Here is a 26,714-nt window from a genome sequence, read left to right on the forward strand (position 1 = left end):
ATATGAAGAATATAGTTTTAGGAATGATGTTACTGTTTGTAGCTATTTCAACACAAGCACAGGAAAAGAAAAACAAAAATGCCAAATACGAATTTGAAGTCAGTGGCAATTGTGAACAATGCCAGAAACGAATTCAAAAAGCCGCTCTCTCAGTTTCCGGAGTGAAAAGCGCCGAATGGCATATTGACGATCACATGTTGCATTTGATTATCAATGAAGAGAAATGCACTGTTTTGGATGTAAAAAAAGCAGTGGCCAAAGCCGGTCATGACACCGATGAAGTAAAAGCAACGGTTGATGTTTATGATAAACTTCCGGGCTGTTGTCAATACGACAGAAAATAATGTTGAAAACTCCTCTATTTTGAGGAGTTTTTTATTTAAAATAGTTTCGACTAATAATTTTATCTTTACGGCAAGTAACGTATTACAACCTTTCTTATGAGTGATTTTTATAAAAAGATACTGGACAACAATAAACAATGGGTGGAAAACCAGTTAAAGCTTGATCCTAATTATTTCAAAGATTTATCACAAGGTCAAAATCCACCACTACTTTGGATTGGTTGTTCGGATAGTCGCGTTCCGGCGAATGAAATTATTGGAGCCAAACCGGGAGAAGTTTTTGTGCACCGTAATATTGCCAATATGGTCGTGCATTCGGATATGAACATGTTGAGCGTTTTGGATTATGCGGTGAATGCCTTGAAAATCAAACACGTTATTGTTTGTGGGCATTATGGTTGCGGTGGAATCAAAGCGGCAATGGGCAACACTTCTATCGGGATTATTGATAATTGGATTCGTCACATTAAGGATGTCTATCGTTTGCATCATCAGGAACTGAATGCGATTGAAAATGAAAACGACCGTTTTAATCGCTTTGTAGAAGTTAATGTTGTTGAGCAAGTTTGTGATTTGGCCAAAACATCCATCGTACAATCCGCCTGGAAAAGTGGTCAGGAATTGACACTTCACGGTTGGGTTTACGGTTTGAATTCGGGATTTGTGACCGATTTGAATGTGAATTTCAGCAGCAATAAAGATTTAGATGATGTTTATCAATTGGAGTTTTAATGCGTAAAATTTTAGTGCTGTTTAGCTTTCTTTTCGTTTCCATTTTTGGTTTGCAGGCACAGTCATTGGAGCAAAATCAAAATGTATGGTTTTCCTATATTGGCCAATTTAAGGTTTCTCAAAAATGGGGTTTCCAACTGGAAACGCAGTTCCGTTTTGATAATCAATTGGATCAAAATCTTCAAAATGTATATAGAATTGGCGGTATTTATTTTTTGTCACCAACTCAAAATCTTATACTGGGCTACTCTTTGGTTAGTACTTTTAACGCAGGATTGGATGATTTTTATAAAGAGAACCGACTTTGGGAGCAATATCAATGTAACAAAAAATGGCACGAAAACAAGCATAGTATTTCCCATCGCATTCGATTAGAGCAACGATGGGTGGAGAAAATAGGTAGCATTGACGGGAATGTGGTTTCCCTCGGCAATACCTATCAAAACCGACTGCGCTATCTCAATAGGAATTTATTTCATTTAACTAATCTCAATACGGAACAAAGTGAACTCTATGCTATACTTCAGAATGAAATTTTTATAACGCTGGGGAACAATAAAATCAACTCCAATGTCTTTGATCAAAACAGATTTCTGGTAGGCTTAGGATTGAATTTAAATCAAACGCGATTCGAAGTGGGGTATATGAATCAGTTTGTGAATTCTAACGTTAAAAATGATGTTATGAATCATACGGTTTCCTTTTCAATAATTCAAAATCTGGATTTGCTTAAACAATAGCATAGTTTAACTTTTGAAAAAGTGATAATCCCAAAAAAAAGGAGTATTTTCACGCTCGATTTTTTATCTTTTAAATTTATAATCCATGAGTGATTTTGATTGGATGCAATTAGTGAACCCTGAGTTTTATATCACCATGTCTGTTGGGGGTGTAAAAGTAGGTCTTTGGATTGTACTGTTCATTGTATTTGCCGAAACAGGACTTTTTGCCGGTTTCTTTCTGCCGGGTGACAGCCTACTTTTTTTATCAGGAATTTACAGCCGGGATTTGATAGAGAATTTTTCTTTTATCAAAAGCGATATGGTCAATGTAACGCTATTGTCAACACTAGTAGCCATTGCCGGAATTTTTGGGAATATGATGGGCTATTGGTTTGGTGCCAAAAGCGGTTATTATTTATATAAAAAAGAAGACAGTTTTTGGTTTAAGAAAAAATATTTGATTCAGTCTAAAGATTTTTTCGAAAGATATGGTGGCAAAGCAATCATTTTCGCTCGTTTCTTGCCTATTGTAAGAACGTTTGCCCCTATAGTGGCCGGAATTGTAACGATGGATAAAAAGAAGTTTATGTTCTATAATATCGTGAGTTCTTTCCTTTGGTCGTTTGTGCTTATTTTCTCCGGACATTATTTGTACGGCATGTTTTTAGACAAATTTGACATCGATTTAAAAAAGCATATTGAAGTCATTGTCATCGGAATTATCATAGTATCAACGTTTCCTGTTTTTCTGAAGTTCTTAAAGAAAACACCAAAACAAACCGAATAAAAAAACGCCTCAAGTACTTGAGGCGTTTCTGTTTAATTTAAATCTATAATCTTTTCTTCCTGAAACAATTGACCCTCGTTAGTCATGCCTTCAATTATAACTTTGCCTTTGGGTTTGTTATAATCGGTAATTTCAAAAAGGAATTGTCCTGAATCGTCTGTTTGTATTCTTGGCGACCAATTAATCAATCCACAGTTGTCAAAACCCTGACTCTGGGTATTTTCATAATCGGCATTTTTAAAAAAAGTATAGCGACTAAATCCTTCTTTGACATAAAAAGAATTGGGATCTGGTTTTTGATTGTAACTGCTAAATGAAATCTTCTTTCGGTAAATTTTAATTATTCCTTCATAATTATTCATTCCCGGAACAATAGCATGCGGGTTGAGATAGATTTCATCAATTTCATTCATTTGAATCATAGTTAATTCATCAGGAGTCATTACTATTCGCTCGTCGATATAAATTAAAGGGGTTGCCCTAGCGCTTCTTAATGTAGTTCGGAGGCTGCTATAGATAGTGACACTTCCAAAATCCCTGGATACAATAAAACCATTATTCTCTATAAAACTCAACAAGTCTTGGCGTTCCAGAGTTTCATCTATTTTATACCCTCTTAAATAGCCATTGCCCAGTTTGTTTTCATGTGTTAAGGTTTGCTTGGTTTTGTTGATAATCTTTATTTCTTTTAATTGAACAGTATTGGAACTGAAAGTTGGAATATCAAAGCTGGTAACGAAATCTTCGCTCTCAGATTCTTCACAATTTTCCGGAATATTGATCTTGAAAGGTTTGTAAAACGGTTTTTTTCGATTTAATATTTGAGGAGAAAGCTTTGAGGGAACGATTTCAAAATTGGGTAATTTTTGCAACGACATATTTACATAAGTAGAATCGGCCAAAAGGATATATTTGAATTGATAATCTCCTTTTTCAGTAATATCAGATGCCATCATGATTAAATCTTTGCGGGCAGTCAATTTTACTTTATGATAAGTTTTATTGGGGATTTTCGAGTCAATAGTTCCTTTCACGTTGATGCCAATGTCAAAACTATAATTAGATGTTGGACTAGTAGTTTTCATGAAGTTCCAATCATATTTTGATTTCTCTTGATTTAACAAAGCCAGGTCAAGAGCAAAATACGTAGCTCTTCCTAAGGAATTAAAATATACAGTAGCATTGGGCAAAGGCTCGGTTAAATAGGGATTGAGGGTAAGACCGCTGTAGATGGAATTACTGTCGTCCCAGGATTTAGTGTCTTGGGGCATAACAGAAACACTCAAATTTGAGGTGGGATATGAACTATAACCTACAAAATGTATTTTGTCTGCTTTTCTTATGTTTTTGGCAATGCTAATAGTACTTGAAATTTTCGGATAAATATAAATCAATCGTTCGGCCCATTGTTTCATATCACTGTCAATGATTCGGATAGTATTAATTCCTTCGGCTAAATCGGCATTGTTTACAGAAATAGTTTGCTCCAATTCAGCATTTAGCTTAACATCATAAAGCTGGTATTTTTGGTCCTGATGCACTAATAAATAATATTTTTTGGAAGCCATTGCAGTTGTAGTAGTACTGTTGGTTTTGATTTTTACTATGGTTTTGCCTTCTAGTGTAAAATCATTCACTTCCAATGCAAATCCTATGGTTTCCGGTTCAGGTAATTGTTTTTCATAGCTGTTGTTTTCGTAATTGAGAGATACTTTTAAGTTTTGGGCATTGGGTGTTATTTCAAATTTTCCAAACCCAAACCGGTTTAATTTAAAAGTTTTCAAAATTTCATTGTTGTCATTTTGCAAAGAAACTTCAAGGTTTTCGGGAGCGTTACCCCGGCAATCTTTTACTTGAACTCCAACAATATTAGCTACTCCATTTACAAAACTTTTTCCTTCAGGATTGAGTAGGATCTGCAGCGTTTTTGGATTTACTTTTTTATTGTTTTTTACTCCTTCAGTCGGGTTTATAATATTGACTTTAGTAATGGTGGATTCATTTTCGCTAAAATTATTCATCCAATTGGTGTAAACCTGAATATAATAATTACCCGAATGCAGAGTTGATTTTAAATCAATAGAGCCAGAAAAAACACCGTTGCTGGCATAAATGAGTTTTTCAGAAAGTTGATTTCCGGCTTCATCATAGAGCAATACATAAACATTGGTTGTGAAGAAAGGTTTGCCAGTTTTTCGGTTGATTATATAACCTTGATACCAGATGGCTTCATTGGTGATAAAGCTGGTTTTGTCAAGATGAAGATGAATGGCTTCTCTTTCTAAATCAAAATAGTTTTCTATAACATTGATTATTTTGGTTTTGTTTTCGTCAACGGCGGTTTGACCATAGCTGATTTTTAACATCAAAAAAGCAATAATTAAAAAAAAACACTTCGACTTTCTCATTAAACTAAGTTTTAATTTGATTTAAAAGTATAAAATTTTATTTACAAACTAAATAAAAAACGCCTCAATTTCTTGAGACGTTTTTATAGTATTTACTTCGTACTTTAAATTACATCATACCCGGCATTCCGCCACCCATTGGCATTCCGCCACCGGCATTTTCTTCCTTGATTTCCACCAAAGCACATTCGGTAGTCAGGATCATTCCGGCCACAGAGGCTGCATTTTCCAAAGCTACACGGGTTACTTTCTTAGGGTCAATGATTCCGGCTTTTAGCATGTCAACGTATTCGTCGGTTTTGGCGTTGTATCCAAAATTAGCTTTTCCTTCCGCTACTTTGGCTACTACCACCGAACCTTCTAAACCTGCATTTTCTACAATCGTTCTCAACGGAGCTTCTACCGCGCGGGATACGATTTGAATTCCGGTTGCTTCATCAGCATTATCGGCTTTGATTTTATCTAAAACTGATTTGGCTCTCAATAAAGCAACGCCACCACCGGCAACAATTCCTTCTTCAACGGCAGCTCTTGTTGCGTGTAAAGCATCATCAACACGGTCTTTTTTCTCTTTCATTTCTACCTCCGAAGCCGCGCCAACGTATAGTACAGCCACACCTCCGGCTAATTTAGCCAAACGTTCCTGCAATTTTTCTTTGTCGTAATCCGAAGTTGTGGTTTCCATTTGGGCTTTGATTTGGTTTACACGATTTTTAATCATGTCCGCATCACCGGCACCGTTTACTAGGGTGGTATTGTCTTTGTCGATAGTTACTTTCTCAGCAGTACCTAGCATTTCTAATGTGGTATTTTCCAAAGTGTAACCACTTTCTTCCGCAATTACAGTACCTCCGGTTAAGATGGCAATGTCTTCCAACATCGCTTTTCTACGGTCACCAAAGCCAGGAGCTTTAACGGCGGCAATTTTCAAGGCACCACGCAATTTGTTGACTACTAATGTTGATAACGCTTCGCCATCTACATCTTCGGCAATAATCAATAAGGGTTTCCCTGATTGAGCAACAGGCTCTAATATTGGTAATAATTCTTTTAAAGAAGATACTTTTTTGTCGTATAAAAGAATATAAGGTCTTTCCAATTCCACTTCCATTTTCTCCGGATTGGTCACGAAGTACGGAGACAAATAGCCTCTGTCAAACTGCATGCCTTCCACAACGTCAACATAAGTATCCGTTCCTTTAGCTTCTTCTACAGTGATAACACCTTCTTTGCCCACTTTACCAAAAGCAGTAGCGATTAGTTCGCCAATCACTTCATCATTATTAGCCGAAATGGATGCAATTTGTTTGATTTTTTCGGAGTCACTTCCCACCACTTGGGCTTGTTTGCCAAGGTCAGCCACGATAGCTTCCACAGCTTTGTCAATTCCGCGTTTTAAATCCATTGGATTAGCGCCTGCTGCTACGTTTTTCAAGCCTTCTTTGACGATAGCTTGTGCCAAAACGGTAGCCGTAGTTGTTCCGTCACCCGCTAAATCGTTGGTTTTAGAAGCTACTTCTTTTACCATTTGAGCACCCATGTTTTCTAACGGGTCTTTCAATTCAATTTCTTTGGCTACGGTAACCCCGTCTTTGGTAACATTTGGTCCGCCAAATGATTTTCCGATGATGACGTTACGCCCTTTTGGTCCTAAGGTTACTTTTACTGCATTGGCCAACGCATCCACACCACGCTTTAAGCCGTCGCGTGCTTCAATGTCGAATTTTATATCTTTTGCCATAATTTTTTATTGTGTATTTGATAATTTGTTGATTCGGTTATTTGGATTAGATAATCGCAAGAATATCATCCTCACGCATGATTAGGTAATCTTTTCCGTTGAACTTTAAATCGGTTCCGGCATATTTGCCATAAAGAACAGTATCGCCAACTTTTACAGTTAACGGCTCATCTTTTTTGCCATTTCCTACCGCAACAACAGTCCCTTTTTGTGGTTTTTCTTTAGCGGTATCAGGAATAATAATCCCGGAAGCAGTTTGCGTTTCAGCAGCGGCCGGTTCCACAATTACTCTGTCTGAAAGTGGTTTAATATTTAATGCCATACTTGTATGTATTTATGTTAGTAGAATGTTTGGTTTCGATTTTTCAGAAATTGTGCCAAGGCTTGTAAACTGACATTTTTTCCTAAAAAAAATGCCAGCATGTCAGCGCTGGCATTATATTTTTGTATGCTAAAAATTATTTTTTAGTTCCCTCAGCTGGTTTGCCCGGAGTAACCGGAGCCGGAGTAACTGTTTTAGGCGCTGCAGCTTCTTTGGCGTCTTTCTCGTTGATGATTTTTGAATTAGCATCGCTCAAGCTTCCTGAGAAACTCAAACTTGATAACAAAATCAAAACGATTAAGATAGTAGCTAAGGTCCAAGTACTTTTATCTAAAAAGTCAGTTGTTTTTTGAACGCCTCCCATTTGTGTTGATCCGCCTAATGAAGAAGATAAACCGCCACCTTTTGGGTTTTGTACCATGATTACAATAATCAATAGAAAACAAACTATTGTGATTAATACTAAAAAGATTGAAAATGTGCTCATTATTTAATTATTATTTTGTTGTACTATTTTAATATCCGAAATTCGGTCTGCAAAGAAACTACTTTTTTCCGGATATTTCAAAATTAATATTTCATAGGCTTGAATTGCTTTGGAATATTTTTTTTGTTCCAAATAAACCCGCGCTAACGTTTCGGTCATCAGGTAAGAGGTGTCATCGGCAACGGCTTCAATTACGGGCACTGAGGCATCTTTGGCAATGGGAGAAATCTTCGGATTGTTCTCGATGAATTTATCGATTAAGTCCAGTTTTTTCTTTTTATCCTCATCAATTGATGGAGTGTTTTTTGTGATTTCTTCTCTAACAATTGGTTTTAATCTAGATAATTGCAGCCATTCCTGAAACGAATGTTTTTCGTCTTTCGAAAATTCCAAAGGTTTGCCAATAGCTAATTTTTCCTCAGCTTTTTGTTCTTCGGTAGTAGTGGCTTCTTTGATAGAAGTTAGTATAGATTGTTCCAGCGGGTCAATCATTGCTTGTCTTGCTTCAACGATTACTACTTCACTGCCTACAACATTCATATTCATTAACTCTTCCAGTTTCTTTTCATACAAACCTTTTTGAACGGCTATAAAAGAATCTGAAGTGATAAAATCAAATAAAATACTTCGATCTGTGGTGTAAGCGGCGGTGACTTTTAAAGAATAATTATAGTTAAAACTATCCTGATTGTATAAATGCTTCAATCGCAACACACGCGCACTCTGAAAATAAGGGAAAGCCGTCAAAACATTGTCTAATGTCTCGGCATACCTATCGTTGATGGCCTCGGGTTTGTTGAGTAAATATGTGAAATCCGTTAAGTTCATTTTACCATTTGGCTAACGACGCGTTAAAAATATCTTGTGTGATGCGTTCGAAAATCACATCCAAAGCTTCTGTCAGTTTAGGGCCGTTTAGTTGTGTCGAACCATCATAATCATAGTAAAAAGAGAAGGGTTTTTCAAAATCGTCAGTTTCTTTATTCTTATTGCTGAAACGAACTTTGACTGTAATGGTGAGTCTGTTTTGTGCTGCTTTTTGGTCAGCCGTGGCGGTCATTGGAGTAATTCGGTAATCGGTAATTTCTCCTTCGTACAATAAATCACCATTAGAACCTGTTAAATTCAGGTTGGTTTGATTTTGAATAAGTTCCTGTAGCTTAAGGGTAAAAGTTCTTTCTATTCCGGGCTCAATCAATTCGGCATTATTCTGAAAACGATTCACCTGAAAGGTTTTAGCATCAATTTTGCCGGTTCCGGTAAAATTATAATGACCACAGCTGTTGAAACTGATAGCGACACAAAAAATGAAAATAAATTTGAAAAGCTTCATGATAACATTTAAAGGCGCTAAAGTAATTCTTTATTTTGAATTATGAATTACTGAGCTTGGTAGTAGTATTCAGCAAACTGAATGAAATCGACATCATTGTTGTTGTCCAAAACTTCTATGCCAACTGAAAAATACTTGTTTTCACCTATAACCATACCGTAATTGTAATAATAAGGGTCGCTGGCACCACGGTCAAAACCAACTGGAATTGATTTTGAAGCCTGACCGTCTATAAAAAAGTCCGGATCGAGTAACGATTTTACTCTTGCAACCGGTAAAACAGCACTGGCAATAGGGTTGCCGTAAAGGGTAGATTCAAAATGGAAATTTTTAAGTACTTCGGTAGTACCATTAGTCACTTTTTCAAAAGAAGTCATGTTACCATTGGTGTAAGCAAAATGGTACTCTTTAGCATCAGTACCGGTTCGACTATAGTTGAGAGCCAATTGATCCGAATTAACTTGACAAGTCATGCTAAAAGTACCTGAATACGAATACGCATACGTTTGGGTGGCAGCCTCATAGGTGTATTCTAAACCATTGATGCTTTTAATGGTATTGTTGGTGTTGTATACGATGTCGTTAGTTTCAGTAGCTACTCCATTAGTGTATTTTACATCTTTAACAAGGCGCTTTTGAATGTCGTAGGTAAATGCTTCCACAAGAGTGCCATCTAGTAAAGTAATGCTAGTTAACAAATCATTACTAAAGTTCCATTGTCTGGCATCGGGACTGTTGCGGTAAAAAATCACTTTTTTTATAGAATCTGTAGCAGCAGTATTTGAATTGTCATTGCTGCAAGAGAATAATATAGTGCTTACTGCGAAAAGAAAGAATAGTTTTTTCATTAGGAACGGATTTGGTGTACCAAACCTAAAAACAATTCGGTTTAGAATCAAACTTATAGGTCAAACTGCTTGATTTTTCGATAAAGTGTTCTTTCTGAAATGCCCAATTCGTCAGCGGCGGCTTTTCGTTTGCCCTTATGACGTTCCAAAGATTTCTTGATGAGCTCAATTTCTTTTTGTTCCAATTTCAATACTTCTTCCTCTTCAACGGTTTCGGCTACCAAATAATTTTGGTCATCCTCTTCGTCAAATTCTTCCTGATGCGTTGGGTTTTGCGTCGGAATTACACTTCTTCTCGGTTCTTCTTCAAACGAAATTTCACTTTCGGTATCTTTTGAACCATATACTTTTTGAATCAAACTCGGATTAATATCCTGGACTTTGGCGCCGTTTTTCATCAACTCTAAGGTCAGTTTTTTCAAATCGTTCAAATCACTTTTCATGTCGAAAAGGACTTTGTATAAAATATCTCTTTCCGTAGAAAAATCACTCTCTGATTTCTTTCCGCCAATTACCGAAGGCAAAGTGCTGCCTTCCACCGGAAGATAGGATTGTAAAGTAGCCAACGAAATATCGCGATTAGTTTCCAAAACCGAAATCTGTTCGGCCACGTTTCGCAGTTGACGAATATTACCACTCCAACGGTATTTTTGCAAAAACTGAACAGCGTCATCACTCAGTTTAATTGGCGGCATTTTGTATTTATGGGCAAAGTCAGCTGCAAATTTTCGAAACAACAAATGAATGTCATCTTTTCGGTCTCTAAGCGGTGGCAAAGGAATATCGACGGTACTCAAACGATAGTACAAATCTTCCCGGAATTTTCCTTTTTCAATCGCGTCAAACATATTGACATTGGTAGCGGCCACAATGCGCACATTGGTTTTTTGTACTTGCGAAGAACCTACTTTAATGAATTCGCCATTTTCCAAAACACGCAACAAACGCACTTGGGTTGTCAAAGGCAATTCACCCACTTCATCCAAGAATATGGTTCCGCCGTCAGCCACTTCAAAATATCCTTCACGCGTATTCGTAGCGCCCGTAAAAGCGCCTTTTTCGTGGCCGAAAAGCTCACTGTCAATTGTTCCTTCGGGAATCGCACCACAGTTTACGGCAATATACTTCCCGTGTTTTCGGTGCGAAAGCGAATGAATAATTCTAGGAATACTTTCCTTACCCACACCACTTTCACCTACTACCAATACCGAAATATCAGTAGGCGCGACCTGAATAGCTTTCTCTATGGCGCGATTCAGTTTTGGGTCATTCCCAATAATCTCAAATCGCTGTTTTATGCTTTGAACTGATTCCATATGCCTTTGCGAGTTTGCGAAGCAACCTCCATTAAATTTATTGCATTTCTGAATAACCAACAGCTTCTCCAATCAAGGTGCCGCTGGTACAACTGGTTATTTTCACATTGACAAAGTCACCAATTTTATACTTTTCTCTTGGGAAAACCACCATCAAACTCTGAGAGTTTCTTCCCGATAAGTCATTGTCCGATTTTTTAGAAACCTTCTCTACCAGGACTTCTACCGTTTTACCCACAAACTCCTGTGTTCTGAAGCCACTGTGAATCCTTTGCAAATCGACGATTTCCTGCAATCTGCGCAATTTGGTTTCTTCCGGCACATCGTCTTCCATCTTTCTTCCGGCCAAAGTGCCCGGTCTTTCAGAGTAAGCATACATATACCCAAAACTATATTTCACATATTCCATCAAACTCAACGTATCTTGATGATCTGCTTCTGTTTCTGTAGGGAATCCGGCAATCATGTCCTGTGTGATGCCACATTCCGGAATGATTCTTCTGATAGTATCGATTAATGTTTTGTATTCTGCCCGCGTGTGTAAACGGTTCATTTCTTTCAATATCCGGTCGCTTCCCGATTGTACCGGTAAGTGGATGTGTTTGCAAATGTTTGGATATTTGGCAATCACATGCAGCACTTCTTCGTGCATGTCCTGCGGATTGGAAGTCGAAAAACGAATCCTCATTTTAGGGAATTGCACGGCTGCCATTTCTAGTAATTGGTCAAAACCAACAGCAGTCGCTTTCTGCATCTCGGTTGCTTTGTCAAAATCTTTCTTCAAGCCACCGCCATACCAAAGATAACTGTCTACGTTTTGTCCCAAAAGCGTAATTTCCTTAAAACCTTTGTCCCATAAATCCTGAATTTCTGCCAAAATACTTTGCGGTTCCCGACTGCGTTCCCGTCCACGGGTGAAAGGCACCACGCAAAACGTACACATATTATCACAACCCCGCGTAATCGAAACAAAAGCGGTCACGCCATTGCTCATCAAACGCACTGGTGAAATATCGCCATAGGTTTCGTCTTTCGACAAAATCACATTGATGGCATCGCGGCCTTCTTCGACTTCTTTTAATAAATTGGGCAAATCTTTATAGGAATCAGGACCAACCACCATGTCCACAATTTTTTCTTGTTCCAAGAACTGAGTCTTTAAACGCTCGGCCATACAACCCAAAACGCCCACTTTCATATTAGGGTTCACTTCGCGTTTCACGGCATTGTATTTCTGCAAACGTTTTCTAACGGTTTGTTCCGCCTTGTCGCGAATAGAGCAGGTGTTCACCAAAACCAAATCGGCTTCTTCCAATACGGTAGTGGTATTGTAGCCTTGCTCTGTCAGGATGGAAGCCACAATTTCGCTGTCCGAAAAATTCATCGCACAGCCGTAGCTTTCTATAAATAGTTTTTTCTGATTGCCTGCTTTGTGTTCTAAAACAAGGCTGGTACCTTGCTTTTGCTCGTCAATTTCCTTTTCCATAATACTATATCACTTTCGGGACAGCAAAGATAATACTAAAAATGAATATCTGACAAGATGGCAGACGAGGTTTAACAAAAGTTTTGGAGCGACCCGAGCAAAGCGAATTGGCAAAGCAATGGTTTAGGCCTACTTGAAATCCTTGTTCTCGTCTTCCGCGTTACACTGTAACTGCTTCAGCCGGTGCTAGAAAGTTGTCGTCTTTTCTTCCCGAAAAGGATGTGTAAAATAATTACCAAATGTTGAATACTATACTAAGGTGTAATTCTATTTTTCTGTCAATCATCGTGAAAAATGAGCAATAAAACGGTTTTTTAAAAAAAACAATTACTTTTGTCCGCACAAACAAACGGGATATGGCAAAGAATTTAGTAATCGTGGAGTCGCCGGCAAAGGCAAAAACAATCGAAAAATTTCTGGGAAGTGAGTTTCAGGTAGAGTCCAGCTACGGGCACATTGCCGACTTGCCCTCCAAAGAAATAGGAGTAGATGTCGAAAACGGATTCAAACCCAAATACGAAGTCTCCTCCGATAAAAAAGCTTTGGTCACCAAACTAAAAGGACTAGCCAAAAACGCCGATATGGTGTGGTTAGCTTCCGATGAGGACCGCGAAGGAGAAGCCATTTCCTGGCACTTGGCGGAAGAATTAAAGTTAGACAAAAGCAAAACCAAAAGAATTGTTTTCCACGAAATCACCAAAAATGCCATCCTAAAAGCCATTGACAATCCCCGTGAAATTGACTATAACTTAGTCAATGCCCAACAAGCGCGTAGGGTTTTAGACCGATTAGTAGGATATGAACTGTCTCCGGTATTATGGAAAAAGGTAAAAGGCGGTTTGTCTGCCGGTCGTGTGCAATCGGTTTCGGTTCGATTAATTGTAGAACGCGAAAGAGAAATACAGGAATTCAAAGCCGTAGCTTCATATTCAGTAACAGCTGAATTTACTAACGAAGCCGGAAAAGTGGTAAAAGCCAAACTACCAAAAAACTTCGCCACCAAAAAAGAAGCCGAAGACTTCCTAAATAAAAACATCGGTTCTACCTATAAAGTGGCCGATTTAGAAACAAAGCCAACCAAGAAAACTCCGGCTGCTCCGTTTACAACGTCAACGTTGCAACAGGAAGCGGCCCGTAAATTATATTTACCTGTTGGGATTACGATGCAAATTGCCCAGCGTTTATATGAGGCCGGACTCATTACATACATGAGAACCGATAGTGTAAACCTTTCGCAGGAAGCGATGGCGGCAGCACAAGCCGAAATCACCAGTTACTACGGAGCAGAATTCAGTAAGCCTAGAAGTTTCAACACCAAATCAAAAGGAGCACAGGAAGCGCACGAAGCGATTCGCCCAACGGATATGTCGCGCCACACGGTTAATGTAGAAAGAGACCAAGCGCGTTTATACGAATTGATTTGGAAAAGAACTTTGGCTTCGCAAATGAGCGATGCTGAGTTGGAAAGAACTAACGTAAAGATAGAAGCCAATAACCACAGCGAAATTTTCCAGGCGACTGGTGAAGTAATCAAGTTTGAAGGGTTTTTAAAAGTATATTTAGAAGGCAATGACGATGACGATGAAGAACAAGAAGGAATGTTGCCGGCGTTGAAAGTCAATGAAAAGTTATTGAACAACAACATCACCGCGACCGAAAGATACACTCGCCCAGCGTCAAGATATACTGAAGCTTCTTTGGTAAAGAAATTGGAAGAGTTAGGAATCGGTCGTCCATCTACTTATGCGCCAACGATTTCTACCATTATTAATAGAAACTACGTGGAGAAAGGAAACTTAGAAGGCGTAGAGCGAAAGTATGTGCAGTTAACATTAGCTTCGAATAAAGTTGATGAAAAGATATTAAAGGAAAACACCGGTTCCGATAAAGGAAAGTTGGTGCCAACAGACATCGGAACGATTGTGAATGACTTTTTGGTAAAGAACTTCGCGGCTATTCTTGATTATAATTTCACCGCAAAAGTGGAGCAGGATTTTGACGAAATCGCCGAAGGGAATATCAACTGGACGAAGATGATGCAGGAGTTCTACGATAAATTCCACCCCAATGTTCAGGAAGTTGAGAAAAATGCAGATCGGGAAAGTGGTGAAAGAATTTTGGGCACCGACCCAAAAACAGGAAAACAAGTTTCGGTTCGTTTAGGGAAATTTGGTCCGATGGCTCAAATTGGAGAAGCGGATGATGAAGAAAAGCAATTTGCCAGCCTGCGTCAGGAGCAAAACATTGGAAACATTACTTTGGAAGAAGCCTTGAATTTATTCTTGTTGCCAAAAACTTTGGGAGAATATAAAGGAGAAGATGTGGAAGTGAGCAATGGCCGTTTTGGACCGTATGTTCGTTTCGGAAAGCAATTCATCTCCTTGCCAAGAGGAGAGGATCCTTTGGATGTCACTATGGAGCGCGCTCAGGAACTTATTAACGAGAAAGCTAAAGCAGATGCGCCGATTGCGGTATATAAGAATATGGATGTTCAGAAAGGCGTAGGTCGTTTTGGTCCTTTCCTGAAATGGAATGGAATTTTCATCAATGTCAATAAAAAGTACAATTTCGATAATTTGTCACAATCGGATGTGGCGGAATTGATTGAAGAAAAGTTGCAAAAGGATATTGATAAAGTCATTCACAACTGGTCAGAAGAAGGTATTTTGGTGGAAAAAGCCCGTTGGGGAAAATCAGTAATCACCAAAGGCAAAATCAAAATCGAATTGAATAAAGATATTGATGCTGCCAAGTTGACTTTGGATGAAGTGAAAGAAATGATTGCCAAAAAAACACCGGAAAAGAAAACCGCTGCCAAAAAAACTGCCGCCAAGAAAACCGCAACTAAAAAAGCACCTGCTAAAAAGAAATAAACTATGGAATTTGATTTTTTGTCACCTGTTGACGACGAAATTATTCACTATATAAAAGGACTGTCCTCACAGCATTTGGGAAGCAAAGTAGCTTTTCATACCAATAAGGATTTTCCGGATACCGATCAAATAAAGATTGCCATTGTTGGTGTTTTAGAGAATCGCGGTAATTCCAACGCTTTTGAAGAAGTGGATTTAACAGCTATCCGTAAAGAATTGTACAGCTTATTTCCGGGGAATTGGCAGAGTCCCATTGCGGATTTAGGCGATATTCTTCCGGGGAATTCATTAGAAGATACTTTTTTTGCGTTGCAGAAAGTAGCCTCAAAATTGATTCGCAAAGGAATTATTCCGATTGTTATTGGGGGCACGCAGGATTTGACCTATCCTTTGTATCGGGCTTATGATAGTTTGGAGCAAATGGTCAACTTGGTGTCTATAGACAGTAAGTTTGATTTTGGCAAACAGGAAGAAGGAATTTCAACGAATTCGTATCTGTCCAAAATAATTCTGGATGAGCCTAATAATCTTTTCAATTATAGTAATGTAGGCTATCAAACCTATTATAACTCTCAGGAAGAGATTGATTTAATAGAGAAATTATATTTTGATGCTTACCGATTGGGAGAAATTTCCAACAACATTGAATTGGCCGAACCGGTTTTTCGCGATGCCGACATTGTTAGTATTGATTTAAATTCTGTAAAGTCTTCATATTCAGGAAATTTTATTACTTTTACGCCTAATGGTTTTGACGGAAAAGAAATTTGTAGTTTGTCAAGATATGCCGGTATCAGTGATAAAGTAAGTTCGTTAGGAATTTTTAATCACAATAATAAAAAAGAAGAATCAGTTCTTGTTTCCCAAATCATTTGGTATTTTATAGAGGGTGTTAATTACCGTTCCAATGAGTATCCGTTTGGGACAAGAGAAAATTATTTAAAATATATAGTTCCCTTAGAAACGGAAGAATTGGTTTTTTACAAAAGCAATAAAACAGACCGATGGTGGATAGAAATCAATTTTTTTTCAGGCCAACACAATAAATTGAAAAAAAATACGTTATTACCTTGTTCGCATGAAGAATATTTAACCGCATGTAACCAGGAAATCCCCGAAAGATGGTGGAAGGCGCAGCGGAAAAATAGTATTTAGGAATAAAAAGAAGTTAAATAGTAGCAACAAAACAATATAATAGAATATAAATATCTTACAAAATATTAATAAAAACGCTCTTTAACGGAAATAAAGTGCATTTTGTCGATAAAATATTTTTTTTTTAGAGTAATTAACTTTAGCTTTGGCTTGTTAATTAATTTTTGATTTTATAATTGTTTTTTTGAAAAATAATAAATAGGTTTACGCCCTTAAAAAATAGAATATTCAAATAACCCCAATTTATATGAAGAAGTTCATTGCATTCGCATCATTTTTAGCTTTATTAACAAGCTGTGGAGGATCAAGCGACAAAGGTGAGTTAGTAGGAGTTAAAGGTAAAAAATGGCACCCGGAAAAGCCTTTCGGAATGACATTAGTGCCTGGTGGTGCATACATTATGGGTAAATCAGATGGTGATTTAGCTAATGTGCAAGACGCGCCTACCAAAACCGTTACTGTTAGATCATTCTATATGGATGAGACTGAGATTACCAATAGTGAATACAGACAATTCGTAGAATGGGTAAAAGATTCTACTATCAGAGTTCGTTTGGCGATATTGGCTGATGAAGTTGGGCAAACAGCAAGCTCTGGCGGAAAAGGCGGAAAAGGCGGCGGAAAAGGAAGTAGTATCGGGGATTTTGCCTTTGATGACAAAGATCCGGCTAAAATGACTCCCTACGACAAGTATATGTATGAGAATTATTATAGTGTAGGTACTGATGATGATCCATATGCCGGTAGAAGATTAAATCACAAAGTGAAGCTTATTAAAGATACCAGTAAATATCCGGATGAATATTATTCAGAAGTTATGGATACTATGTATTTGCCTTTAGCAGAATCTTTTAACGGATTAAGAACTATAGATGTTAGAAAATTAAAATTCAGATATTCCTGGATGGATATTCAGGCGGCAGCCAAAGCTAAAGTAGGAAAAAGAAGTTCATTCATCAGAACAGAACAACAAGAGGTTTATCCTGATACAACGGTTTGGATTAAAGATTTTGCTTATTCATACAACGAGCCAATGCACAACGATTATTTTTGGCACCAAGCTTATGGAGAATATCCTGTAGTGGGTGTTAACTGGAAACAAGCAAAAGCTTTTTGTGCCTGGAGAACGCTTAACAAAAATACGTATATCAAATCGAAGAAGAAACACCACGATTTAATCAACTCTTTCAGATTACCAACAGAGGCAGAGTGGGAATATGCTGCCAGAGGTGGTTTAGAGTCGGGAACTTTCCCTTGGGGTGGTCCTTATGCTAAAAATGACAGAGGTTGTTTCTTGGCAAACTTCAAACCTAACAGAGGGGATTATGCGGCTGACCAAGCTTTATACACAGTAGAAGCGAAGTCGTATGAGCCAAATGGTTATAACTTATACAATATGGCCGGTAACGTAGCCGAATGGACAGATTCATCTTATGATGCCGCTGCTTATGAATACGTTTCATCAATGAATCCAAATGTTCCGGATACGAAAAACATGCGAAAAGTGGTTCGTGGCGGTTCATGGAAAGATGTTGCTTACTTCTTGCAAGTGGGAACCAGAGATTTTGAATATGCAGATACCGCAAGAAGTTATATTGGCTTCCGTACTGTTCAGGATTACATGGGAACACAAGTGACGAAAAACGGAAAAGCACCTAAAAAGTAATTTCAAAACCAACTTAAATTATATTAACTTAACTAACTAAAATTTTTATTATTATGGCATTATTACCAAAAAAAGTTATGAACTTCGCCTATGGAATGGGTGCAGCAGTTGTAATCGTAGGAGCATTATTCAAAATACAACACTGGACAGGAGCCAGCGCAATGCTTATCATTGGTCTATTAACCGAAGCTTTCATTTTTGCATTATCGGCATTTGATGCTCCTGATGTTGAACTAGATTGGTCATTGGTTTATCCTGAATTGGCTGGCGGACAGGCTATCAATAAAGCCAAAAAAGAAGAGCCTAAAGATGCTCAGGGATTATTATCTCAAAAATTAGACGCTATGTTGAAAGAAGCTAAAATCGATGGTCAATTGATGGAAAGCTTAGGAAACAGTATCAAAAACTTTGAAGGAGCTGCCAAAGCAATTTCTCCAACAGTTGATTCTGTAGCTTCAACTAAAAAATATGCTGAAGAAATGACTAAAGCGGCTACTCAATTAGAAACCTTGAATGGTTTGTACCAAGTACAATTGCAAAGTGCCGAAAAGAACGCTAAAATTAACGATGAGGTTGCTGAAAACAATCTAAAATTAAAAGATCAAATGCAGTCATTAACATCCAACTTATCTACATTGAATAATGTATATGGTGGAATGCTATCTGCAATGAGTAACAAAGGATAATTAGTTTTTTATAACTATATTTTACAAACAAAATAATAATATAAACTAATTAGAAAAAATGGCAGGAGGAAAATTAACCCCTAGACAGAAGATGATTAACCTGATGTACTTGGTTTTCATCGCAATGTTAGCTTTAAACATGTCAAAAGAAGTACTTTCGGCTTTCGGTTTGATGAACGAAAAATTTGAGGCAGCTAATACAGCATCAAAAGTTAATAACAATAAACTTTTGATGACTATAGATCAGAAAGGGTCTGAAAATGCAGGTATGTATGGGCCAGCTAAAAATGCAGCCGATAAAATTGCTGTTGTTTCAAAAGAATTCTTCGCTTATGTTGAAACGTTAAAAGCGGATGCAACATTTGGTGTAGAAGTTGAAAAGGAAAGTGGCAAATTACCGTATGAGGCCATGGATAAAGGACCTCATATTGATGAGACTTGGTTTAAAGGTGATAATTACTCATCTAAAGGAACTGAGATCGTTGCTAAAATAAACAAATATGTAGCTGATATGAAAGCGGCTGTGGCTAGTGAGCCAACTTTATCTAGTAAATTGACACCAATTATCAAAGATTTAGAAGCTAAATTTAATACAGCTGATATTAAAGATAGAGAAGGAGTTACCAAAAAATACCTTTCTTATCATTTTGAGCATTTTCCAGCTATAGCCTCATTGGCTAAATTAACGGCTTGGCAAAATGATGTTCAAAAAGCAGAATTTGATTGTTATAGCTCTTTATTAGGAGGAGCCGCAGTTGATGCAGCTTCTATGAATAACTATACTGCCATGGTAGTACTTGAAAAAAGCGCCTATTTCCAAGGAGAAGCTGTAAAAGGAAAAGTTGTTTTGGGAAGATATGATGATAGTACTAAACCAACATCATTCCAAGGTCCTGGAAAAATAGAAAACGGTCAAGCCGTAATCTCTATGACCGCTGGAAGTGTAGGAGAGCAGTCAATTACAGGTAAGTTTACTTTTGTTGAAAACGGTAAAACTATTCCGCTTCCTTTTGAAGGTAAATATGTTGTAGTACCTCGTCCAAATACGGCTAATATTTCTGCAGATAAAATGAATGTAGTGTACAGAGGATTACCAAATCCAATGACTATCTCATTTGCCGGTATCGGAGATAACTTTGTAACTGCATCCGCTCCAGGTTTATCAAAAGCCGGTGGTAATGGTAAATACAATTTAAGCCCTCCATCAGGTACTGAAGTTACAGTTAGTGTTTCTGGTAAAATGAATGACGGTAAAACAGTTACGGATAAAAAAGTATTCAGAATTAAAAACATTCCAGCTCCAGCAGGTGCTATTGGTGGAATGACAGGAGTTACTAAAGGTGCTAAATCACGTTTGGCAGTTTCTCAAATTACAGCTGTATTACCTGATTTCTTGTATGAATTGAATTTCCAGGTTACTCAGTTTACTTTCAAAGTGCAAGGACAAGCGGCTATCATCGTTACAGGTGACAGAGTTAATGCACAATGTAATGCTGCAATGGGTAAAATTGGTCGTGGAGATCAAGTTACAATTTCAGATATTAAAACAAAACTTGTAGGTGCAGGAACAGATATTAAAATACCAACAGCTGCTCCGGTAATATACGAAATACAATAATAATTTAAGTTGATAGAAACCTACTTAAATAACTTAGAATTTTAAAAAATGAAATTAAGAAATCTTTTAATCGTTGTTTGTGCAGTAGCGGGTAGTTTTACTACTTCAGCTCAGTCAAACCTGTTGAATGCCAAAACCCCAGATCAGATTGGCAAGAAAACACCGGCACAATTAATCTCTGATAATGACAAACCATTACCCTATGGTTATGTACACGATAGAGATGTATTGATGGGTAAGACCATTTGGGAGTTGGTTGACTTAGATGAAAGAATTAATTTCCCTTTGTACTATCCTATAGATACCGCTAATATTGGTAAAGACAGACGCTCTTTGTTTGATGTTTTAATTAAAAACATTAAGAACGGTAAGATAACGGAAGTATATGCCGATGATTATTTCAATAATAAGAAAACATTGAAAGACATGGAGTCTTCTTTTACCTATATCGATACTACTGAAGCGGGTATTAGTGAATACAACAATCACATTGAAGAGTACAAGTCTGGTAAAATGAAACTTGATCCTCAGTATATCAATAAACAAGATTTAACAGCTCAGGATATTGCTGGCTACAAAATCAAAGGGTATTGGTATTTTGACAAACGTCAAGGTGAATTGAAATACAGATTGTTAGCGTTATGTCCTGTTTCTGTTGAGGCAAGAGATATTGGTAAAGAGAATCCTGATGTTATCGAATTGTTTTGGGTGTATTTCCCATCCATCAGAGATATTTTGCACGAAGCGAAAGCGTTTAATGACAAGAACTCTGCCCAACCCATATCCTTTGACCACTTGTTGAACTCCCGTAGATTTAATGGAGAGATTTATAAAGAGGAAAATGTGTACGGCGATAGAGAAATCGAGCAATACATGAAGGATAATGCACAAAATCAACTGTTAGAATCAGAAAGAGTCAAAGAAAAGATTCGTGATTTTGAATCCGATATGTGGAATTACTAAAAGATTTCAGAATAATATAAAAACTCTCACCTCTATGGTGGGAGTTTTTTTTAGCTTTAAAGTATGATTGACTATATAGTTGTAGGTTCAGGATTGGCCGGTATTGCTTTTGCCGAAACGCTTTGGCAACACCAGAAATCATTTGTGGTTTTTGATAATCATTCGCAAAACTCCACTAAGATTGCCGGAGGGTTATACAATCCGGTAATACTGAAACGATTTAGCGAAGTGTGGAATGCCAAACAACAATTGGAACTGGCCGATATTTTCTATAAAAGAATAGAACAAAAGCTATCGGTTACGGTTGATTTTAAACTTCCCATTTATAGAAAATTCTTTTCTGTAGAAGAGCAAAACAATTGGTTTTCGGCTTCGGACAAACCTAATTTGTCACCCTTTCTTGCTACCGATATCATCCATAAAAAATACCAATCCATTGACTCTCCTTTTGGTTATGGAGAAGTACTGCAAACCGGTTATGTGGATACAGTTGCTTTGCTGAATCATTACCATGAGTATTTGAAAAGCCAAAAGGCATTTGAAGAAACTACTTTTGATTATAGTCAGTTACAGATTTTTGATGACTATGTTGCTTATCAAAATCTGAAAGCCAAACACATTGTCTTCGCAGAAGGCTTTGGGATGCACGCTAATCCCTTTTTTAAGTATTTACCGCTGGATGGCACTAAAGGGGAATTATTCATCATTAAAGCTAATGATTTGGATTTGGATGTGATTGTCAATACCAGCGTGTTTATTTTGCCTCTTGGTACTAATCTCTTCAAAGTGGGAGCCACTTATAATTGGGAAGATAAAACCTGTACGCCAACTGAAGAAGGAAAACAGGAATTGGTCGACCGACTAAAAGAAATCCTAAACTGTGATTTTGAAATTATAGAGCATTTTGCCGGAGTGCGACCCACAGTGAAAGACAGAAGACCGCTCTTAGGCACACACCAGTCTCATAAAAACCTGCACATTCTCAACGGATTGGGTACCCGTGGCGTCATGCTGGCACCGGCGATGGCTTTAGATTTATTCGAATATATCGAAAACGGAAAGCCTTTAGACAAGACTATTGATATAAAACGGTACACTACTTCTTAGCCGCCTCTTTATCAAAATGCACAAAAATATTGATGTAAATATTACGCGATAACCTTGCCGTTATGGGCATTAAAGCTATAAGTGCCACAATAATGGCTACAAAGGATTTGGGTAAATCCAACCCCAGAATGGTATTGGCAATGATAAAAGCAGCCACGCCAATGGCAACGGTCAATCCATAACTCACATACATGGCTCCATAAAAAAAGGAAGGCTCTATCTGATACCGCAATCCGCAATGGCTGCAGGTGTCCTGCATATGGTAAATCTCTTTAAGATGGTAAGGGTTTTGGTCCACATACATGCTTTCTTCTTGGCATCTCGGACAAGTTCCTGTTAAAATGCTATTTAGTTTGGATCCTTTTTTTAACATTTGCAAAAAATTTCTACAAAGGTACTTTATAGAAATCTTTTACTTATAATTTTTGCAACAAATCATTATGTTAAACATACACAATTTATCGGTTTCATTTGGAGGTACGTATCTTTTCGAAGAGGTGACTTTTCGGTTAGGTTCGGGAGATAGAGTAGGATTGGTGGGAAAAAACGGTGCCGGTAAATCGACTATGCTTAAAATTTTAGCTGGTGATTTCAAACCCGATAGCGGCCAGATAGCTACCGAAAAAGAAGTCAGAATGGGGTTTCTGCGTCAGGATATCGATTTTGAACAAGGAAGAACCGTACTGGAAGAAGCTTATGAAGCTTTTACCGATATAAAAGTAGTCGAAAAAAAACTGGAACAAATCAACCATCTTTTGGTTACCAGAACCGATTACGAAAGTGACGAATATGCTCAAATCATTGAGGACTTGTCTGACTACACCCATCGTTTTGAATTATTAGGAGGATACAATTATGTAGGCGATACCGAAAAGATCCTTTTGGGACTGGGTTTCAAAAGAGAAGATTTCGAAAACCAAACCGATACGTTTTCCGGTGGATGGCGTATGCGTATCGAGTTGGCCAAATTGTTATTGCAATCCAATGACATCTTGCTGCTGGATGAGCCAACCAATCACTTGGATATCGAAAGTATCATTTGGCTGGAAGGCTTTTTAAGAAACTTTCCGGGCGTAGTGGTGATTGTATCGCACGATAAGATGTTTTTGGATAATGTGACCAACAGAACCATTGAAATCTCTCTGGGGAAAGCCTACGATTTCAACAAACCCTATTCGCAATATTTAGTCTTGCGGGAAGAAATTCGCGAAAAACAATTGGCTACCCAAAAAAATCAGGCCAAGAAAATAGAAGAAACCGAAAAGTTAATCGAGAAGTTTCGGGCCAAAGCGTCCAAGGCTTCCATGGCACAATCGCTGATTAAGAAGTTGGATAAAGTAGAACGCATTGAAGTGGATGAAGACGACAACTCGGTGATGAATATCTCGTTTCCGGTTTCGCAAACGCCCGGTAGAGTAGTGATTGAAGCGGATCATGTGACCAAAGCCTATGATGATAAAGTGATTTTAAAAGATATTTCACTATTGGTGGAACGCGGTAGTAAGATTGCTTTTGTCGGTCAGAATGGCCAAGGAAAATCTACTTTTGTAAAAGCCATAGTCAATGAGTTCAAGTATGATGGGACTATCAAACTGGGACACAATGTACAGCTGGGCTATTTTGCGCAAAACCAGGCCGAATATTTAGATGGTGAAATTACGTTATTGGAAACGATGACTAATGCGGCTACGGACGGTAATCGTTCGAGAGTTCGCGATATGCTGGGTTCATTTTTGTTTCGTGGCGATGATGTAGAGAAGAAAGTGAAAGTGCTTTCGGGAGGCGAAAGAAACCGCTTGGCGTTGTGTAAATTATTGTTGCAGCCTATCAATGTGTTGCTGATGGATGAGCCTACGAATCACTTAGACATTAAATCGAAGAACGTATTAAAAGCCGCGCTTCAGAAATACGAAGGAACTTTACTATTAGTGTCGCACGACAGGGATTTTCTTCAGGGCATGTCGAATATTGTTTACGAATTCAAGGATCAGAAGATTAAAGAATACTTGGGTGATATCAACTATTTCTTAGAACAAAGAAACGCTTTAAACATGCGTGAAATTGAGAAGAAAGATGTGGTGGTTACCACCAATGCCAATAAAGAAACCAAAAACGTGTCTTACGAAGACCAAAAGAAAAGCAAATCGCTGCAAAACCGTTTGAGCAAAATAGAAAGCCAAATCAAGCAACTCGAAATCGATATTCAAAACGATGACAAGGAACTGGCTTCCAATTATGACAAACATATCGAAAATGCTAACTTCTTCATGGCTTACAATAAGAAGAAAGCAGAATTAGATAAACTACTCGAAGACTGGGAAATTGTACAAGGAGAGATAGATAATTTATAGCTCAAGGCTGTAGACTGAAAACGGCGACTGCAAACTACTTAAAAGGATGGCGTTGTTGCCAAGCTAAACTCGGTTCCAGTTTTGGGAAGACTTTTGACATGAGTTGGTCAATCCATTTATTGGTGTGGTAAATAAATCCGGTCATTTGGATAGGGGCCGCACCAACAGAACTCTTAATTTCCAGAGCGGTTCTGCCAAAAATAATTTTCCTGAATTGATGCTCTATGCCGAATTTAGTCATATTATACAGCATGTTCAAATACAACATTTTCTCTTTTTGCACTTGTTCGTCATACCCCAGGAAGTAGGTTTCTAAAACCGTCCCGTTCAGGAGTAATGTGTGAAAACCAACTAACTTTTCATTTAAGAAATAACCACACAACACAAACCTATCGCCGCATTGTTCTTTAAAGGTTGAGAAATGATTCCTGGCCAGGAAAAAAGTATTGAACGGCGCATTTTTGGCTACGTGGTAATACAACTCATAAATCCGGTCTTCCTTTGAGACAATCTCTTCAACGGACAATTCTTTGGTAATAATCCCTTCAAACTTTTTATGGGAGCGTTTGTATTGGTCGCGGTATTTTTTGGAAAGCGCCGCTATATAATCGTCATTGGTTTTCCACGAATCGGGCAATTCAAAAACCATATTGGGCTGGGTGTTGAATTCGTACATGCCCGCAAAACCATATTGTTTTAGTTCCTCAGCACAAGGCTGATAGAAATCTTTAAACGAAACAATATGTATGGTAATCTGTTGGTTTTTGAAATACTTTATAATTTCATCCGAACAGGCCATTAGTAATTTGCTGATGCTTTTGTGGTCAATGTTTTTGGTAAAGGCATAACCGTTTTGTCCGGTGATCATATTGTTTCCCAGAAACAGGACATGCGAAGCGAAGTTTTTAAAGACAAAATTCCGGATATAGGTTTTCAGGCATTGGTCTCTTTCGCCAAAGGATTCCAGCTTATTCAAATCGAGGTATTGCGCCAGTGCTACGCCCATCAATTCCGACGCTTCAAAAACGCCTATATAGAAACACTGCATGTTGGTAGGTGCTGAGGCTTCCAAAACCTTTAGGTAAGGCGTTTGCAGAAAGGCATTCTCAGCCGCCACTACATCCCAGGTAACAGGAAGTTGTGCAATGGAGGAGTAAATTGTAAAAGTAGTTGTTTCCAATAAGCTAAAAAAAATCGCCCTACAAATGTAGAGCGATTGATTGATAATAAAATGTTAATTATTGCATCATACAGATGATTCCGCCCATAATCATAAAGCTTACCATCCAGAAACCGCTGGTGACCATCACATATTTGAAACTTCTTCTTTCGTATAAGGCACCAGTGCCAATAACCGGAAATATCATAAATAATCCGGTCATGAAACCGTGTAAGGCGCCATGCTTGAAACTACGGAAAGCCGTACCATAATCGGCCATAAAAGCGGCATACGATGGCTTGGCAATAGAAGCGTCGCCGCCAACCATTCCTAAAGCACCGAATTGGTGAATCACCACCATTTGCAATACAAAGGAAATAAGAAAGGCATAAACGATAGAAAGTCCGAAAATTTTAAACATGTTAAAATTTTTGCCGTCTTCGTGTGTAATGCCGGCTTCTTTCATCCAAATGGTTCCGAAAACCTTTGGGTTGTACCAAATAAATCCAACAACCAGTGTTGATAAAGCCGCCAGTAAAAGAGCAATCCAATTGATGTTCATAATTTTAAGTTTTATGGGTTAGTGTACCAAAAGTAAAAAATATTATTT

At 37.9% G+C, this 26,714-nt stretch carries 24 protein-coding genes; 12 read left to right on the forward strand and 12 right to left on the reverse strand.

Translation table 11 applies throughout. The features are described 5' to 3' along the window. Positions 1 to 2 precede the first annotated feature (2 nt). The 4 genes from V7D82_RS02840 (at position 3) to V7D82_RS02855 (ending at position 2,585) form a co-directional block, all read left to right on the forward strand. Positions 3 to 344 (forward strand): heavy-metal-associated domain-containing protein, encoded by a 342-nt coding sequence (locus V7D82_RS02840; RefSeq protein ID WP_333599459.1) that lies wholly within the window; start codon positions 3 to 5, stop codon positions 342 to 344. Between the two features lie 96 nt (positions 345 to 440). Continuing rightward, complete coding sequence (gene can, locus V7D82_RS02845; RefSeq protein ID WP_333599460.1) at positions 441 to 1,076, forward strand: carbonate dehydratase; 636 nt, start codon at positions 441 to 443, stop codon at positions 1,074 to 1,076. Further along, entirely contained in the window at positions 1,076 to 1,816 is a 741-nt protein-coding gene (locus V7D82_RS02850; RefSeq protein ID WP_333599461.1) for a DUF2490 domain-containing protein, read from the forward strand. Before can ends, V7D82_RS02850 begins: the two co-directional genes overlap by 1 nt. Before the next feature lie 85 nt (positions 1,817 to 1,901). Then, positions 1,902 to 2,585 carry a DedA family protein gene (locus tag V7D82_RS02855; protein WP_333599462.1) on the forward strand — a complete coding sequence of 228 codons (684 nt, stop codon included), beginning with the start codon at positions 1,902 to 1,904 and terminating at the stop codon, positions 2,583 to 2,585. 32 nt (positions 2,586 to 2,617) lie between these two features. On the opposite strand, the gene V7D82_RS02860 is transcribed toward V7D82_RS02855, so the two are convergent. From V7D82_RS02860 to miaB, 9 genes are all read right to left on the reverse strand, one after another. Next, positions 2,618 to 4,993, reverse strand: a complete 2,376-nt coding sequence (locus V7D82_RS02860; protein WP_333599463.1) for a hypothetical protein — start codon at positions 4,991 to 4,993, stop codon at positions 2,618 to 2,620. A gap of 109 nt (positions 4,994 to 5,102) precedes the next feature. Next, on the reverse strand, positions 5,103 to 6,734 hold the full coding sequence (groL, locus tag V7D82_RS02865; RefSeq protein WP_333599464.1) for a chaperonin GroEL: 1,632 nt from the start codon (positions 6,732 to 6,734) through the stop codon (positions 5,103 to 5,105). A 46-nt stretch (positions 6,735 to 6,780) separates the two neighbouring features. Continuing rightward, positions 6,781 to 7,056, reverse strand: coding sequence for a co-chaperone GroES (locus V7D82_RS02870; protein ID WP_162127230.1), 276 nt, complete (start codon positions 7,054 to 7,056; stop codon positions 6,781 to 6,783). Between the two features lie 136 nt (positions 7,057 to 7,192). Continuing rightward, complete coding sequence (gene secG, locus V7D82_RS02875; RefSeq protein WP_333599465.1) at positions 7,193 to 7,543, reverse strand: preprotein translocase subunit SecG; 351 nt, start codon at positions 7,541 to 7,543, stop codon at positions 7,193 to 7,195. 3 nt (positions 7,544 to 7,546) lie between these two features. Further along, the gene (locus tag V7D82_RS02880) at positions 7,547 to 8,371 is read right to left on the reverse strand and encodes a tetratricopeptide repeat protein (RefSeq protein ID WP_333599466.1); all 825 of its coding nucleotides are present in this window, start codon (positions 8,369 to 8,371) and stop codon (positions 7,547 to 7,549) included. A 1-nt stretch (position 8,372) separates the two neighbouring features. Next, complete coding sequence (locus V7D82_RS02885; protein ID WP_333599467.1) at positions 8,373 to 8,876, reverse strand: LptE family protein; 504 nt, start codon at positions 8,874 to 8,876, stop codon at positions 8,373 to 8,375. A 47-nt stretch (positions 8,877 to 8,923) separates the two neighbouring features. After that, the gene (locus tag V7D82_RS02890; RefSeq protein ID WP_333599468.1) at positions 8,924 to 9,724 is read right to left on the reverse strand and encodes a hypothetical protein; all 801 of its coding nucleotides are present in this window, start codon (positions 9,722 to 9,724) and stop codon (positions 8,924 to 8,926) included. Positions 9,725 to 9,777: 53 nt separating this feature from the next. Next, complete coding sequence (locus V7D82_RS02895; RefSeq protein WP_333599469.1) at positions 9,778 to 11,040, reverse strand: sigma-54 interaction domain-containing protein; 1,263 nt, start codon at positions 11,038 to 11,040, stop codon at positions 9,778 to 9,780. Between the two features lie 37 nt (positions 11,041 to 11,077). Then, complete coding sequence (miaB, locus tag V7D82_RS02900; RefSeq protein WP_333599470.1) at positions 11,078 to 12,526, reverse strand: tRNA (N6-isopentenyl adenosine(37)-C2)-methylthiotransferase MiaB; 1,449 nt, start codon at positions 12,524 to 12,526, stop codon at positions 11,078 to 11,080. A 356-nt stretch (positions 12,527 to 12,882) separates the two neighbouring features. On the opposite strand from miaB, the gene topA reads away from it, so the two are divergent. The 7 genes from topA to V7D82_RS02935 all read left to right on the forward strand — a co-directional run bounded on the left by topA (position 12,883) and on the right by V7D82_RS02935 (position 22,594). Next, complete coding sequence (gene topA / locus V7D82_RS02905; RefSeq protein ID WP_333599471.1) at positions 12,883 to 15,399, forward strand: type I DNA topoisomerase; 2,517 nt, start codon at positions 12,883 to 12,885, stop codon at positions 15,397 to 15,399. A 3-nt stretch (positions 15,400 to 15,402) separates the two neighbouring features. Then, positions 15,403 to 16,554, forward strand: a complete 1,152-nt coding sequence (locus V7D82_RS02910) for a formimidoylglutamase (RefSeq protein ID WP_333599472.1) — start codon at positions 15,403 to 15,405, stop codon at positions 16,552 to 16,554. 247 nt (positions 16,555 to 16,801) lie between these two features. Beyond that, complete coding sequence (gene porK, locus V7D82_RS02915; RefSeq protein ID WP_333599473.1) at positions 16,802 to 18,220, forward strand: type IX secretion system lipoprotein PorK/GldK; 1,419 nt, start codon at positions 16,802 to 16,804, stop codon at positions 18,218 to 18,220. 53 nt (positions 18,221 to 18,273) lie between these two features. Then, a complete protein-coding gene (gene porL / locus V7D82_RS02920) occupies positions 18,274 to 18,906 on the forward strand; it encodes a type IX secretion system motor protein PorL/GldL (RefSeq protein ID WP_333599474.1) in 633 nt (210 codons plus the stop codon). Positions 18,907 to 18,964: 58 nt separating this feature from the next. After that, on the forward strand, positions 18,965 to 20,524 hold the full coding sequence (porM, locus tag V7D82_RS02925; protein ID WP_333599475.1) for a type IX secretion system motor protein PorM/GldM: 1,560 nt from the start codon (positions 18,965 to 18,967) through the stop codon (positions 20,522 to 20,524). 48 nt (positions 20,525 to 20,572) lie between these two features. Then, positions 20,573 to 21,487 carry a type IX secretion system ring protein PorN/GldN gene (porN, locus tag V7D82_RS02930; protein ID WP_333599476.1) on the forward strand — a complete coding sequence of 305 codons (915 nt, stop codon included), beginning with the start codon at positions 20,573 to 20,575 and terminating at the stop codon, positions 21,485 to 21,487. 63 nt (positions 21,488 to 21,550) lie between these two features. After that, positions 21,551 to 22,594: an NAD(P)/FAD-dependent oxidoreductase gene (locus V7D82_RS02935; protein WP_333599477.1), complete on the forward strand. Its 1,044-nt coding sequence runs from the start codon at positions 21,551 to 21,553 to the stop codon at positions 22,592 to 22,594. Here the strand turns inward: V7D82_RS02935 and V7D82_RS02940 are convergent. Next, positions 22,584 to 22,967, reverse strand: a complete 384-nt coding sequence (locus V7D82_RS02940; RefSeq protein ID WP_333599478.1) for a DUF983 domain-containing protein — start codon at positions 22,965 to 22,967, stop codon at positions 22,584 to 22,586. The genes V7D82_RS02935 and V7D82_RS02940 overlap by 11 nt on opposite strands. Before the next feature lie 67 nt (positions 22,968 to 23,034). Between V7D82_RS02940 and V7D82_RS02945 the strand changes: the two genes are divergently transcribed. Continuing rightward, positions 23,035 to 24,945 (forward strand): ABC-F family ATP-binding cassette domain-containing protein, encoded by a 1,911-nt coding sequence (locus V7D82_RS02945; protein ID WP_333599479.1) that lies wholly within the window; start codon positions 23,035 to 23,037, stop codon positions 24,943 to 24,945. Between the two features lie 34 nt (positions 24,946 to 24,979). Here the strand turns inward: V7D82_RS02945 and V7D82_RS02950 are convergent, their stop codons facing one another. Beyond that, positions 24,980 to 26,125 carry a GNAT family N-acetyltransferase gene (locus V7D82_RS02950; protein WP_333599480.1) on the reverse strand — a complete coding sequence of 382 codons (1,146 nt, stop codon included), beginning with the start codon at positions 26,123 to 26,125 and terminating at the stop codon, positions 24,980 to 24,982. Positions 26,126 to 26,183: 58 nt separating this feature from the next. Then, positions 26,184 to 26,666 (reverse strand): DUF1761 domain-containing protein, encoded by a 483-nt coding sequence (locus V7D82_RS02955; protein ID WP_333599481.1) that lies wholly within the window; start codon positions 26,664 to 26,666, stop codon positions 26,184 to 26,186. Between the last annotated feature and the right edge of the window lie 48 nt (positions 26,667 to 26,714).

The sequence above is a fragment of the Flavobacterium sp. genome (genome assembly GCF_036741995.1).
In the GTDB taxonomy this organism is placed as follows: Bacteria; Bacteroidota; Bacteroidia; order Flavobacteriales; family Flavobacteriaceae; genus Flavobacterium.